This window comes from Enterobacter sp. JMULE2 (genome assembly GCF_013337145.1).
Classification (GTDB): Bacteria; Pseudomonadota; Gammaproteobacteria; order Enterobacterales; family Enterobacteriaceae; genus Enterobacter; species Enterobacter mori.
In genome coordinates this window covers 1,031,753-1,046,195 of sequence record NZ_SGWD01000010.1, presented here as the reverse complement: position 1 = coordinate 1,046,195, position 14,443 = coordinate 1,031,753, and the positions used below count along the sequence as shown (strand labels likewise).

12 protein-coding genes are annotated in these 14,443 nt (G+C 53.9%); 11 read left to right on the top strand and 1 reads right to left on the bottom strand.

The features are described 5' to 3' along the window. Nucleotides 1-26: 26 nt before the first annotated feature. The 11 genes from EXW94_RS05805 to EXW94_RS05755 all read left to right on the top strand — a co-directional run bounded on the left by EXW94_RS05805 (nt 27) and on the right by EXW94_RS05755 (nt 13,189). On the top strand, nt 27-749 hold the full coding sequence (locus tag EXW94_RS05805) for an ankyrin repeat domain-containing protein (RefSeq protein ID WP_217436365.1): 723 nt from the start codon (nt 27-29) through the stop codon (nt 747-749). 356 nt (nt 750-1,105) lie between these two features. Beyond that, the gene (locus EXW94_RS05800; RefSeq protein ID WP_174339708.1) at nt 1,106-3,034 is read left to right on the top strand and encodes a type VI secretion system Vgr family protein; all 1,929 of its coding nucleotides are present in this window, start codon (nt 1,106-1,108) and stop codon (nt 3,032-3,034) included. Between the two features lie 74 nt (nt 3,035-3,108). Then, nucleotides 3,109-3,543: a hypothetical protein gene (locus EXW94_RS05795; RefSeq protein ID WP_108418206.1), complete on the top strand. Its 435-nt coding sequence runs from the start codon at nt 3,109-3,111 to the stop codon at nt 3,541-3,543. Nucleotides 3,544-3,608: 65 nt separating this feature from the next. Then, entirely contained in the window at nt 3,609-5,528 is a 1,920-nt protein-coding gene (locus EXW94_RS05790) for a type VI secretion system Vgr family protein (protein ID WP_174339707.1), read from the top strand. A 75-nt stretch (nt 5,529-5,603) separates the two neighbouring features. Next, nucleotides 5,604-6,044: a DcrB-related protein gene (locus EXW94_RS05785; RefSeq protein ID WP_120158346.1), complete on the top strand. Its 441-nt coding sequence runs from the start codon at nt 5,604-5,606 to the stop codon at nt 6,042-6,044. 3 nt (nt 6,045-6,047) lie between these two features. After that, nucleotides 6,048-10,502, top strand: a complete 4,455-nt coding sequence (locus tag EXW94_RS05780) for a glycohydrolase toxin TNT-related protein (protein WP_174339706.1) — start codon at nt 6,048-6,050, stop codon at nt 10,500-10,502. Further along, entirely contained in the window at nt 10,499-10,870 is a 372-nt protein-coding gene (locus tag EXW94_RS05775; RefSeq protein ID WP_120158344.1) for a hypothetical protein, read from the top strand. The genes EXW94_RS05780 and EXW94_RS05775 overlap by 4 nt, the downstream gene beginning before the upstream one ends. Before the next feature lie 203 nt (nt 10,871-11,073). After that, entirely contained in the window at nt 11,074-11,334 is a 261-nt protein-coding gene (locus EXW94_RS05770) for a hypothetical protein (protein ID WP_174339705.1), read from the top strand. A 501-nt stretch (nt 11,335-11,835) separates the two neighbouring features. Continuing rightward, entirely contained in the window at nt 11,836-12,063 is a 228-nt protein-coding gene (locus tag EXW94_RS05765; protein ID WP_120158342.1) for a hypothetical protein, read from the top strand. 282 nt (nt 12,064-12,345) lie between these two features. Beyond that, nucleotides 12,346-12,711: a hypothetical protein gene (locus EXW94_RS05760; protein ID WP_120158341.1), complete on the top strand. Its 366-nt coding sequence runs from the start codon at nt 12,346-12,348 to the stop codon at nt 12,709-12,711. 184 nt (nt 12,712-12,895) lie between these two features. Next, nucleotides 12,896-13,189, top strand: coding sequence for a YciI family protein (locus EXW94_RS05755; RefSeq protein WP_103791397.1), 294 nt, complete (start codon nt 12,896-12,898; stop codon nt 13,187-13,189). A 54-nt stretch (nt 13,190-13,243) separates the two neighbouring features. Here EXW94_RS05755 and ychF read toward each other — a convergent pair whose 3' ends face one another. Next, on the bottom strand, nt 13,244-14,338 hold the full coding sequence (ychF, locus tag EXW94_RS05750; RefSeq protein WP_010432886.1) for a redox-regulated ATPase YchF: 1,095 nt from the start codon (nt 14,336-14,338) through the stop codon (nt 13,244-13,246). Between the last annotated feature and the right edge of the window lie 105 nt (nt 14,339-14,443).

The following is a 14,443-nucleotide window of genomic DNA, read 5'->3' as shown; positions in this document are numbered from 1 at the left end:
TTACTGGCTGGATAGCGCTTTGTTTAATGTTTATGGTTCAGGGGTGCAAGCAAAATATGGATTTAAAACCAGACAATTACTTCAGTGGTCAGCAGCTCACAGTCGCGCGTGCAATTGAAGCCGGTGAGATGAATGAGGTTATTAAATTAGCGTCGCAAACCGACCTTAATAAGCCCGGTAAAGAGGACATGACGCTGTTGTTTTGGGCGGTGATGAACGCAATTAACGATAAAAAAACACCGGAACAGCTAAATATTATTACCGCTCTGGTTAAATCGGGGGCAGATCCGCTCCAGCCAAGGCCTAAAGGAGAGAGCAGTCCGGCTGAATATGTGCTGAAAGCGGACAGTGGGGTCTGGATAAAGGCGATGCTTGAGGGCGGATTATCGCCGGATGCGAAGGATAAAACGTTTGGGGAACCGATTATCTTCGAGACCCTCGAAGCAAAAAACACCGATACGCTGCAGGCGATGCTTGACGGTGGAGCGGACATCAATATTACCAATTCACTGGGTAATACGTTGCTGATCGCCGCGCTGGACTTTCACTCTTACGATCATGTCCTGCTTTTGCTGGAGCGCGGCGCAAACGCTGAGATCAAGGCGGATAATGGCTGGACAATGGCCAACCAGCTTCAGCGTTATCTGAACCGGGCGAAAGAGGGCAGTGACGAATATCAAAAGCTGACTGAAATCAAAGACACGCTTATTCAGCATGGTGGTAAATGGCCTCCTGCACCGGTGAAGTGAGGCCGCCATTCATGACCTTGAAAGAAAAGGTTTTCTATTGTTAGGGCGTGATGGATATCATCGGGATTGTGTTTTATTTGCTGTCCGTTTTGCCCTCTCGCAGGAAGCGCTGCGCGTTCTCACTGTAAGTTGTTCAGCGACGTTATTCCCTGTTGTTATCGTCAGTACTGGATTCAGAATCATCCCCCTAAATATTGCGCTGTTTTTATTTTCTGAATGACTAAAAATCGGAACGCTCATCTTTATCATAAAAAAACAGCCCGCCGTACCTGCAGTGCAGCGATCAGAATAGCGCCTGTTCTGGCTTGTCTCTTGCCGTAATATTTTCATCGCATAAGCCATATGGATTAACGATTATGCTCAACCGAATTACCGTTCAGCTCCCGGTCGAGGGGCTGCTCTTCTGGAAACTCTCCGGCCGCGAGGCGATGTCCGAGTCGTTCGCCCTGACGCTGACCCTGCTCGGCACGGACGCGCGCATTGACCGCAGCAAATTGCTCGGGCAGCCGGTCACGGTGACCATCCCGACGCAGAACCTGCTTACCTCCCGCTATATTAACGGCAAAGTCACGCGCGTGGCGGTGAGCGCCGTTGAGCTGACGGGCACCCGCTACGCGGTGTACCAGCTGACGGTGGAGCCGGACCTGTGGCCGATGAAGCGCGACCGCAACCTGCGTATCTTCCAGGGGCAGACGGTGCCGCAGATAGTGAAAACCCTGCTGGGCGAGCATCAGGTCAACGTGGAGGACAAGCTCACCGGTAGCTACCGGGTGTGGGACTACTGCGTGCAGTATCAGGAGTCGAGCCTGGACTTCATCAGCCGCCTGATGGAGCTGGAGGGGATTGCCTATCACTTCAGCCACGAGGCGGATAAACACACCCTGGTGCTGACTGATGCCGCCACCCAGCACCAGCCGTTCAGCGGCTACGAGGTGATTCCGTATCACCAGACGCCGTCCGGCGGCAGTACGGACGAAGAGGGCATCAGCCAGTGGGCGCTGGAGGACAGCGTGACGCCGGGGATTTACAGCCTCGACGACTATGACTTCCGCAAGCCGAACGCGTGGCTGTTCCAGGCCCAGCAGAACCCGGCATCGCCGAAGCCGGGCAGCATTGACGTGTACGACTGGCCGGGCCGCTTTGTGGAGACCGGGCATGCGGAGTTCTATGCCCGCATTCGTCAGGAGCGCTGGCAGGTTGAGCATCAGCAGATTCAGGCCACGGCCACGGCGGCGGGCATTGCGCCGGGCCACATCTTCACCCTGACTAACGCGCCGTTCTTCAGCGATAACGGCCAGTATCTGGTGACGGCGGCCGGATACCACTTCGAGGAGAACCGCTACGCCAGCGGCGAAGGTGAAACCATTCACCGGACTGATTTCACAGTCATCCCGGCGTCGGTCTCTTATCGCCCGGCGCAGAGCACGGCGTGGCCGCGCACCTACGGCCCGCAGACGGCGAAGGTCGTGGGGCCGCAGGGGGAGAGCATCTGGACGGACAAATACGGTCGCGTGAAGGTGAAGTTCCACTGGGACCGTCTGGCGAAGGGCGATGACACCAGCTCCTGCTGGGTGCGCGTGTCGAGCGCGTGGGCGGGCCAGGGCTACGGCGGAGTGCAGATCCCGCGCGTGGGCGATGAGGTGGTGGTGGACTTTATCAACGGCGATCCTGACAGGCCGATTATCACCGGGCGCGTGTATAACGAAGCCAGCATGCCGCCGTGGGCGCTGCCGGCGGCAGCGACGCAGATGGGCTTCATGAGCCGCACGAAGGATGGTTCGGTCGACAACGCCAACGCCCTGCGCTTTGAGGATAAGGCGGGAGGCGAGCAGGTGTGGCTCCAGGCCGAACGCAACCTGGATATCAACGTCAAAAATGATGAATCCCATTCGACTGAAAAGAATCGAACCCAATATGTGGGAGAAGATGAAACCTTACGGGTTGTAAAAAATCAGAAAGCGGGCGTTAAAGGGGAGGTCGTTTGCCTGACGGGTAACAGCCGCAGTGACAAAGTGGTTAACGACTATATTCTTTCAGCGGGTAATACGCTGAGGCTGGAGTGCGGTGAAAGCGCCATTGAATTATCGAAGGATGGAAGCGTTAATATCATTGGCAATAACTTCAACTTTACTGCTAAGCAGAATGCGCAAATAAACACGCTTGGCGGTGAACTGCATTTGAATCCTGCCGGTGGAAGCAATGCGATCGATCCTCCTGGGGCATCCCACCAGACGGCAATCCAGCAGGAAGTGGATGGCTTTTTCGTTTTCAACGCTAATAAGTAAACGTATTCAGGCTGGTACATAACCGACAACCCCGTCACCGTAAAGTGCCGGGGTTGTCGATGGGATAAATTGTAATGCACTGGTTTTTCTTCCTTTTCTTTTTGATCCTGACGCTGGCGGTTATCTGGAATGAAAAGAGCGCCTTTGATAAAAAACAGTGGATAACAACGGGCCTGATGTTGGTGCTTGTTCTGCTTTCTACGGTTGTCATTGGTTTCTTTTTGAAATGGCTGGCGCTGTCATTTTTATTATTTCCTGTCGCGGTGGCAAAAAAATACTCCATCATCATTTCTATGTCTCTCCTGTGCGTCTGGGGCATGAAATTTGCCGTCGCTTTGCTGTGTGCTCTATTTTCAGGCGTTATGGCCGCGCATAAAAAAATGAATTTTCGCAATTATGAAAAGATCTCCCTGATGTCACGCACCGTAGCGCCGCCCTTATTTGTCTTCGCTAAACTCCTTCTCTCGTTAGGGAGTGTCCTTATGTTTTCAGGCCTGTGGCTTAAGTAAGTGTTGCGATTGACGCTGCTTCGTGGCCGCTGTAACAAAGATGTTGCATTTACGGAATAACGATTATGCTCAACCGAATTACCGTTCAGCTCCCGGTCGAGGGGCTGCTCTTCTGGAAACTCTCCGGCCGCGAGGCGATGTCCGAGTCGTTCGCCTTGACGCTGACCCTGCTCGGCACGGACGCGCGCATCGACCGCAGCAAATTGCTCGGTCAGCCGGTCACGGTGACCATCCCGACGCAGAACCTGCTGACCTCCCGCTATATCAACGGCAAAGTCACGCGCGTGGCGGTGAGCGCCGTTGAGCTGACGGGCACCCGCTACGCGGTGTACCAGCTGACGGTGGAGCCGGACCTGTGGCCGATGAAGCGCGACCGCAACCTGCGTATCTTCCAGGGGCAGACGGTGCCGCAGATAGTGAAAACCCTGCTGGGTGAGCATCAGGTCAATGTGGAGGACAAGCTCACCGGCAGCTACCGCGTATGGGACTACTGCGTGCAGTATCAGGAGTCGAGCCTGGACTTCATCAGCCGCCTGATGGAGCTGGAGGGGATTGCCTATCACTTCAGCCACGAGGCGGATAAACACACCCTGGTGCTGACTGATGCCGCCACGCAGCATCAGCCGTTCAGCGGCTACGAGGTGATTCCGTATCACCAGACGCCGTCCGGCGGCAGCACGGATGAAGAGGGCATCAGCCAGTGGGCGCTGGAGGACAGCGTGACGCCGGGCATTTACAGCCTCGACGACTACGACTTCCGCAAGCCGAACGCGTGGCTGTTCCAGGCCCAGCAGAACCCGGCGTCGCCGAAGCCGGGCAGCATTGACGTGTACGACTGGCCGGGCCGCTTTGTGGAGACCGGGCATGCGGAGTTCTACGCCCGCATTCGCCAGGAGCGCTGGCAGGTGGAGCATCAGCAGATTCAGGCCACGGCCACGGCGGCGGGCATTGCGCCGGGCCACATCTTCACCCTGACTAACGCGCCGTTCTTCAGCGATAACGGCCAGTATCTGGTGACGGCGGCCGGATACCACTTCGAGGAGAACCGCTACGCCAGCGGCGAGGGTGAAACTATCCATAGGACTGATTTCACTGTCATCCCGGCGTCGGTCTCTTATCGCCCGGCGCAGAGCACGGCGTGGCCGCGCACCTACGGCCCGCAGACGGCGAAGGTCGTGGGGCCGCAGGGGGAGAGCATCTGGACGGACAAATACGGTCGCGTGAAGGTGAAGTTCCACTGGGACCGTCTGGCGAAGGGTGACGACACCAGCTCCTGCTGGGTGCGCGTGTCGAGCGCCTGGGCAGGCCAGGGCTACGGCGGAGTGCAGATCCCGCGCGTGGGCGATGAGGTGGTGGACTTTATCAACGGCGATCCGGACCGTCCGATTATTACGGGGCGCGTGTATAACGAAGCCAGTATGCCGCCGTGGGCGCTGCCGGCGGCAGCGACGCAGATGGGCTTTATGAGCCGCACGAAAGACGGTTCCGTCGACAATGCGAACGCCCTGCGCTTTGAAGACAAGGCAGGTGCAGAGCAGGTGTGGATCCAGGCCGAGCGCAACATGGACACCAGCGTTAAGAATGATGAAACGCACAGCGTCGGCGGCGAGCGCAGCCATTACGTTAAGAAAAACGAGCTGCATCGCGTGGAGGCTAATCAGATCCAGGCGGTGAAAGGTGGAACCGAGATCCTGACGGGGAAAGGCAAGCTGGATGCGGCGGTGGAGCAGTACGTTATCGCTTCCGGAACAAAGCTGAGACTTGTCTCCGGCGAGAGCGCCATTGAGCTTAACGCGAACGGCAAAATTAGCCTGATCGGCAAAGAGTTTAACTTCTTTGTTGAAGGGGATGGCCATATCACGACGGGCGGAAAGCTGCACCTGAATACCTCGGGAACCAAGCCGGGCACCACGGCGCCGGGCGCGGGGCATAAAGGGGATATTGATGCGGCGGTGCAGGCGAAATTCACGCCGCCGAAAGAATAACCGCTTTCTGTCTGCCGCCATGTTGTCCATAACGGTCCTTAAAATTCTTCAGCATTCTTAGAAGCGGATTCACCAATGAAATATACCCTCCAGGAAGGTTCGTTTTCCCTTTTTCCTGCTGCCTGGCAGGATAACAGCATGAACATTATTCGCGATGACGAAAGCGGGCTGTCCGTGGTGGTCAGTCGCGGCGTTATTCCGGATGGCAGCGACTATGAACAAGAGTTCCACCGCCAGTGGGACGTGATGCGCCCTCAGATGGGCGAGGTCGTTCAGAGCGAGTTCCAGGGTGTGAAAGCCGGGCCTGACGGCAACATCAGCGGTCTGGAAGTTGAAACCAACTTTGACCATAACGGCCAGCGCCTGTGGCAAAAACAGCTGGCCGTGCAGACGCCGGGTAAACCGGTGTTGATGATTTTTACCCTCTCGGCACTCAGGGCATTCACTGAAGAGGACGAGGTGCGCTGGAGCGCGCTTAAGCAGAGCCTGACGCTAAACGACAACCGGAATGTGTAAGGCATGAGCGATAACAACGCGGCCCGTAAGGGCGACGAGATTATTCACTCCAGCATTTTTGCGGACATCACCAGCATTGTGGCGGAAGGCGCCGCCTATGCGGTGATCGGCGCGGCGGTGGGTGCCGCGGCTACAGTGGCAGCGCCATTGCTGGGGGCAGGGGCGGCAGCCGCAGGCGTGGCGGCGATTGGATCCAGCTGTCTGTTAAGCGGCATCATTGGCGGCGTGCTGGCAAACGTGGCGGGGATCACAGACGATATCAGCAGCGCTGCCGAAGGGTTAGGCAACGCGCTTTTCCCGCCGTCGCCTGCGGGTAAAATCACCACCGGCTCCAGCAACGTTCTGACGAATGCGATCCCCGCCGCACGCGCGGCCGGAACACTGACGCCAGCAGATACCCCTTCACCTGAGCCGCAGTCTCCGGGCAGCTTTGCCGATTACGCGGGCATGCTGCTTTCCGCTGCCGGACAGTTTGGCAGCGAAATGTGGCAGCCGAGCGTGGCCTCTGCCGCCGCGGGGACCTCACCGCTGGAAGAAGACAAGGTGGCGTGTGAAAAGCACTCCGGACCGCAGTATCTGGCGGAAGGCTCGAAAAGCGTCTTCATCAACGGCCAGCCTGCGGTGCGTGCGAAAGATCGCACCACCTGCGAAGGGACTGTTTCCGATGACGTTTCCCCGAACGTGATCATCGGCGGCGACACGCTCACGGTTCGCGATATCAAAAGCGGCAAAACGCCGGGTCTGGCGCTGGGGATGATTGCGCTCTCCCTGCTCCGCGGCCGTCCGGGCAAGATCCTGAAAAACATGCCCTGCGCGCTGGCGGCAGCCGGCGGCGGGATGCTGGCCGATATGGCCGTCAATGCCGTATTTGGCTCCTCGCACCCGGTTCACGCCGCCACCGGCGTGAAGGTGCTGAATGACGACGATGAACTCGATTTCTCGCTGCCGGGCCGCTTTCCGCTTCGCTGGCAGCGCAGCTACAACAGCCTGACCACCCGCGAAGGGCTGTTTGGCCTGGGCTGGGCTACCGCCTTTGACAGCTATCTGACGCTGGAAGAAAACAACGCAACCTGGTACGACGAAACCGGGCGCGAGCTGAGCTTCGAACTGCCGCCTGTTGACCGCGCGTTTTACAGCATCAGCGAAGGTATCATTATCCGCCGCAATGAGAGCGGCGACGTGGCGATTGCTGACGATGACGGCGCGGTGTGGCGTCTGTATAAACCGACCCGGGCGAATCCATCCGTCCTGCGTCTGGCCTCCCTCAGTGACGAGTACGGCAACGCGCTGCTGACGGAGTGGGACGAGCAGGGCAGGCTGGTCGGTCTTCACGACGAGCCGCGGGCGATAGACGTCACTCTGCGCTATGAAGATGAACGATTCCCGCAGCGCGTGACCGCTGCCAGCCATTTCGACGGCAACCGAACCTGGCCGCTGATGCAGTGGGGCTACGACGCGCGCGGACAGCTGGCGAGCGCGACGGATGCCTCCGGCGTGGTGACGCGTGAATACCGTTATAACGAGCACGGGCTGATGGTCTGGCACCGGATGCCGGGCGGTCTGGAGAGCGAATACCGCTGGAAAAAATTCGATCACTGGCGCGTAGTGGAAAACCGCACCAGCACCGGGGACGGGTGCCGCTTTAGCTACGATTTGGCCGCCGGGCTGACGACCGTTGAGCACTACGACGGTCAGACGCGCCGCCACTACTGGAACGCGCAAAATCTGATAGTCCGCTACGTTGACGAGCGCGGCGAGAACTGGCGCTACGCGTGGGATGACAACGAGCTCCTGACCCGTCGCATCGATCCGCTCGGTAACGCCGTCACCTTCGTCTACGACGAAATGGGCAACCGGGTTCAGGAGACCGATGCCGACGGCAATACGCGCGCTACCACCTGGCTTGAGCACCGCGCGCTGCCGTCTGCGATTATCGAAGCCGACGGCAGCGCCACCCGGTTCTGGTACGACGAACATCACGGGCTGAAGCGCGTGGTGGATCCGATGGGACAGACCACACAGCTGCGCCGGGACGAGTTCGGCCAGGTCGTTGAAGAGATAGATGCCGCCGGCAACAGCCGCTACCAGGAGTACAACGAGGCGGGACAGCTGGTGCGCGCGACGGACTGCTCTGGCCGCACGACCCGATATCACTATCATCCGCTGGGCTGGCTGGTCGCCGAGACTGGGGCCGACGGTGAAGAGACGCGCTATCGCTACGACGCCGCAGGTCGCCCGGTGCAGCTCGATCGCCCGGAAGGCTGGACGGAGTCGCTCAAATGGAACGAGCGCGGCCTGCCGGTGAAGCATGCTGGCGCGGATGGTAAAGAAAGTGAGTTCAGATACGATGAGGCCGGTCGCTTAACCACCACGCGTAATACTCAGGGTGAGGAGGTTCGCCGCCGCTGGGACAGCCGAGGGCGTCTGATTGCTCTTGAAAACGAAAACGGTGAAGCGTATCAGTTCCGCTGGGGAGCAGATTCGCTGCTGGTGGAAGAGGTGGGGCTGGATGGCGTAGCCTCGCAGTATCGCTACGACGCCTGCGGACGCACGATAGCGCGCACCTTTGCCGCCGGTCATCCTGAGGCCATCACCCACGCCTTCGCCTGGAGCGCGAGCGGCCAGCTGGTCGCCCGCACCACGCCGGAAGGGCAGACCCGCTACCACTACACCCCGTCCGGGCTGTTAAGCCGGATTGGGCTGCACCCTGCGCTTTCAGCCGACGCGTGGAGCACCGAGGCAGAGCAGGAGCTCGCCTTTGACTATGACGCGCTCGGTCGCGTCACGCGCGAGGCGGGCGAGCACGGCGAGCTGGCGTGGGAGTATGACACGCTGGGTAACCGCACCTCCGTCACGCTGCCCGATGGCCGCGAGCTGAAGCAGTTCTACTACGGCAGCGGACATCTGCTCAGCATTGCTCTCGATAAGCTGTCGGTTTCTGATTTCACACGCGACGAACTCCACCGCGAGACCAGCCGTACCCAGGGGCTGCTGACCACCCGCAGCGAATACGATCGTCTTGGGCGACTGCATCGCCGTGACGTCTTTACCGGCAATGCCCAGCGCCCGTCGCCGCGCCGGTGGTCCCGCCGCTGGGATTACGATTACCGCAATAACCTGGTGCGGGAAGAGCGGGACGATAACCCGTTCAGATGGTACCGCTGGCAGTACGACAGCGCCGGGCGTCTGCTCGTTCAGGACGGTACGCTGCCCGGCCAGGAGCAGTGGCGCTGGGATGCTGCCGGTAACCCGCTCGAAGGCTCTGCTGAGAAGGTCACGCACAACCGCCTGACGCAGCTGAACGGCATTCGCTGGTGTTATGACCTCCACGGCCGCACTGTGGAGAAAGATAACGGTCAGACTCGCTGGCACTACCGCTATGACGGCGAACATCGCCTGACGGAGGTGATTAGCCAGCCGCGGGATCGCAACAGGCCGCAGACGCAGGTCAGCTTCCGCTACGACCCGCTCGGACGCCGCATCAGCAAAACGCGCCAGCAGATGTTGGGCGGTCAGCCAGCCGGCAAGCCGGTCACTACCCGGTTTGTCTGGGAAGGGTTCCGCCTGCTGCAGGAGGTGCACGGGGATGTGCCGCTCACCTACGTCTACAGCGACCAGGACAGCTATGACCCGCTGGCGCGTATTGACGGCGTGGATGCACCGGAGATTTTCTGGTTCCACTGCCAGCCGAACGGCACGCCGGAGCGGATGACGGATATCGAAGGGCAGGTGCGATGGGAAGGCGTTAACAGCGCCTGGGGCAAGCTGCTGCGGGAAAGCGAGACGCAGCTATCAGGATATTCCCAGAACCTGCGGATGCAGGGGCAATACCTGGACCGTGAGACAGGGCTGCACTACAATCTGTTCCGGTATTACGACCCGGACTGCGGACGGTTTACGCAGCAGGATCCGATAGGGCTGGCGGGGGGGATAAACCTTTACCAGTATGCGCCGAATGCGCTGGGGTGGGTGGATCCGTGGGGGTTGAGTCGTTGTAAAAATGATTGGAATGAGTTTCAGAAAAAATCTAATAAACGGCAGTTCTCTTCAAGAACACAAGCATCTAAAGCATATGCGTTATGGAAGAAACAAGATTGGACGGCATTAGAGAAATTTATGGGCGATGGTGCTTGGCCTCCTAATCGTGGATTTATTACCGCAACGAAAACGACTCTTAAGCCTGGCACAAAGGTTGACCGCTACGGTGGTTGGACCGATGCAGATGGTTTCCACGATAGTGGTACGTTTATATCCCCTGCGGGATCTTCATTCGAGGGGAGAGCCCTCCAACAAAATACTCTAAACAAACCTTATTCAGTTTATGAAGTTGTAAAACCGTTGCCTGTAGATAGTGGTCCTGCTATACCATGGTTTGGACAACCGGGCAGAGGAACTCAATACGAAACATCCGAAGCGATTGAAACACTGATTGAAAATGGTTTTTTGAGGAAAATATGACATTAATTAATTTTCAGAAGAAAAAAGAACTTATCCATGATGGGCTTGAGGATGACTTCTTAAGGAACGAAAAAGAAATATCCTGTCCATGTTGTGATGCTGTCGTTCGTTTCGGGTTATATAACTCTAAAAGTTTTGATAAGCTTGAGCACTGCAAAAAAATAAAAATGGTAGGTAAAATGCGAGGCGTAAAGTTATCAGATGGTTTAATTTCTGGTTATAAATACAAAGAGAGCCCCCTAAGGATATCAGAAAGAAAATGTTCGAAAGGGATTCATGATATTTCTGTTATCTTTACTTATAAAGAAATACAACCAGCTCGTTATGAATCTTATTTAATAGGTGTTTTTAATAGTAGTGATATTTAGCATCTGGATATATTTACTTTTTGTCCCACATGCCTTTTGAATTGAGATTGCAAGTTTTAGAGTTTATAGTGAATATAAGGGAACTTGTGTGAGTGAAGGACCTGCAGCAGCTTAAGGGCTAGGATATCCTGCGATGGATACCAGGCTGTGGTGTCAAATCTTCCAGGAACATGAGTGGTTAAAACTTTGAGAACTCCCTGGTAATGAACTTAAATAACTTAAAAAAAGTGCTTGAACAAATAATCTTTGAACTTAATGCCAATGGCAAACATGAATCAGCAAATTTTTTTCAAACTCGTTATGATCTGATAATAAAATTAGAAGATCAAATTCCATTTGAAATAGTTGAAAGTCTGTCAACGTGCAGGGCAATGTCTCAATACGCAAATTTTTCCCTCAGGGAAGAAAAACTATTAGATGATATTGTTAATTACGCACTTGATATCAAAAAAAACATGCTATGATCTTAAAAAAAGAAGGAATAATTTTTCGAGACTGTAATTAATCATATGTTTGTTTTTGAAACTCTCACACCAACAACAAAGGCAGACAATTCTTAATAAAAGAACTCAAAAGGATTACTATTTACAGGCTAAATGTATTAAAACCGAAGCCAGCTTCAATCAATCCACCTGTGTGCTGCCGAAATTAACCGTCGAAGCAGTCTTGTCCCATTTTTTAACAACTTCCTACACTAAACCATGATGATAGACGCTGTCCTTTTGAGGCTTTGTTGCCCTTGTTGTTCTTAATTTAGATTAGGTACTAAAACTGTCTGCTCATGGCCATTGCAGTCACTATAGTCTATAACTGATTCTAAAAATTGATCTGTTCACTCATATTGCTATTCTTAATTTGGTATGAAACTTTAAAATATTCAGATCATTGTAATATTATATTTTGCTAGTATATGAAAATGGTAAACATACTCATTTACTCCATTGAAATGTCACGGGATATACATTATGTATTTCTTAGAAAGAAAAGATGCTGAAAAACTTCTCCATAAACTTTTAAAGAGCACTTTAAAAAAACAGTCTGATATTGATGCATTAATGGTTCTGGCAGTTAATCATGAATCTGGTATTCCTATGAAAGGAATAATTTATGAATATGATAAAATGGAGAAAAATAAACCAACTAAACAAGATTTAGATGATCTTAACACATTGATGCATTTTTATGGGCCGTAATTAGAGATATGAAATCCTTTCTTCTGAAAAGATATAACTACAGTCTGAGCAAAATCATCTATGAGGAAAAGATGAATATTTGTTATTATTCAGACAAAATTCTTACCCCTAAATTAAACTTTGGGGTCATTTTCAAAAATTAAGATTTCAAACCTCTTCAGCATTTCCAGAACGCTTTGGTAAGTGAAGCTTTATATAATATTTCGGGATTCAAACTATAACCTATCGAGATGATCTGAAACTTTCTTATAAACGTGATAAAAATATTTATTAAGAGCGAAGATGATCGCTGACTTCAATTTTATTAAAGAAAAAGAGGTGCTAGAGTGGATATGCTACACAAGAAGCGTACGCTTAAGTATACCTAGCTTAGATCTCGCAATGGTCGACTCAACACGCCAGTTAGTCTTTGCGTTAAGCGAGTCAAAGCCACTACCAACCGTTTTGACCATCTTCAATGCGCAGGGCGAAAAACTATTTTGGTCAGCACCTCCTGAAGGCGCATTTTTCTATTACTTAACTTTCAACCTGTCAAAGGAAGTGGTTGTGGTCTGTAGCTATGCGGAAAAGCAAAACGGCTGGCATGAGTGGTTTTATTCCTGGGATATGAAGCGTAATGCTTTGTCTCAATTGGGCCCAGCGTATTAACATCAAAAGCGCCAAAAAACGATAACAATAACCGGTAGCAAAAGAGAAGCGTAATGCTTTGTCTCAATTGGGCCCAGCGTATTAACATCAAAAGCGCCAAAAAACGATAACAATAACCGGTAGCAAAAGAGGGCTGCATAAGCAGTTCCAACAACCGGTTTAAAACAGAGCTATGAGGCAAAGGATGAGTACGGTTTACATTGTCATATTGACCTATATCAAACCCCTTGAAGAGGTTGACGCAGCGATTCCTGCTCATGTGGAGTGGCTAAAAAAGGGGTATGCAGAGGGGATATTTCTGGCATCGGGTAGACGGATCCCAAGAACCGGTGGAGTCATACTCGCTAAATGCGAGAGTCTGGTCTCTCTCGAAGAGCGCTTGCGCGAGGATCCTTTTCAGGCGTTGAAGCTTGCGACTGCCGAAATCATTCCCTTTGAACCCAGCATGAAAACAGAACTATTAGAAAATGTGTTTTAACCCCGCAATAAAAAAATCCACGCCAGGGCGTGGATTTTTTTCATTCAAGACGACTCAGACGTTGAACAGGAAATTCATTACGTCGCCATCTTTAACGATATAATCTTTCCCTTCCGCACGCATCTTGCCTGCTTCTTTCGCGCCTTGCTCACCCTTGTAGGTGATGAAGTCTTCAAACGCGATGGTCTGCGCACGAATAAAGCCTTTCTCGAAGTCAGTGTGGATTTTACCAGCCGCCTGAGGCGCAGTTGCACCTACAGGGATGGTCCACGCACGCACTTCTTTCACGCCAGCGGTGAAGTAGGTCTGCAGGTTCAGCAGCTCATAGCCTGCGCGAATTACGCGGTTCAGGCCCGGCTCTTCCAGACCCAGCTCGGCCATGAACTCTTCACGGTCGGCGTCGTCCAGCTCGGCGATGTCGGATTCAACGGCAGCGCAAACTGCCACAACCACAGAACCTTCTGCCGCTGCAATTTCACGCACTTTGTCGAGGTACGGGTTGTTCTCGAAACCGTCTTCGTTAACGTTGGCGATGTACATGGTTGGCTTAAGGGTCAGGAAGCTCAGGTATTTGATCGCCGCCTTGTCTTCTTCAGTCAGGTTTTTCAGCGCGCGCAGCATGCCCGCGTTTTCCAGCTGTGGCAGACATTTTTCCAGCGCAGCCAGTTCCGCTTTCGCGTCCTTATCGCCGCCTTTGGCTTTCTTCTGCACGCGATGAATCGCGCGTTCACAGGTATCGAGGTCAGAAAGAGCCAGTTCGGTGTTGATGACGTCGATGTCGTCAGCCGGATCCACTTTGTTGTTTACGTGGATGATATTGTCGTTCTCGAAGCAGCGCACAACGTGGCCGATCGCTTCGGTTTCACGAATGTTGGTCAGGAACTGGTTACCCAGGCCTTCACCTTTGGATGCGCCTTTTACCAGGCCCGCGATGTCCACGAACTCCATGGTGGTTGGCAGAATGCGCTGCGGCTTCACGATTTCCGCGAGCTGATCCAGACGCGGATCCGGCATTGGCACAACGCCGGTGTTAGGTTCGATGGTACAGAACGGGAAGTTCGCCGCTTCGATACCCGCTTTGGTAAGCGCGTTAAACAGGGTGGATTTGCCCACGTTTGGCAGACCGACGATACCGCATTTGAATCCCATTTCTAAATCACCTTAATATCTTGATAATCAATCCGTTAACGATAACCGACTGATGAAAAGTAAATAACTACGCCTATTATACACGTAACCCGCATGACGCGCGGT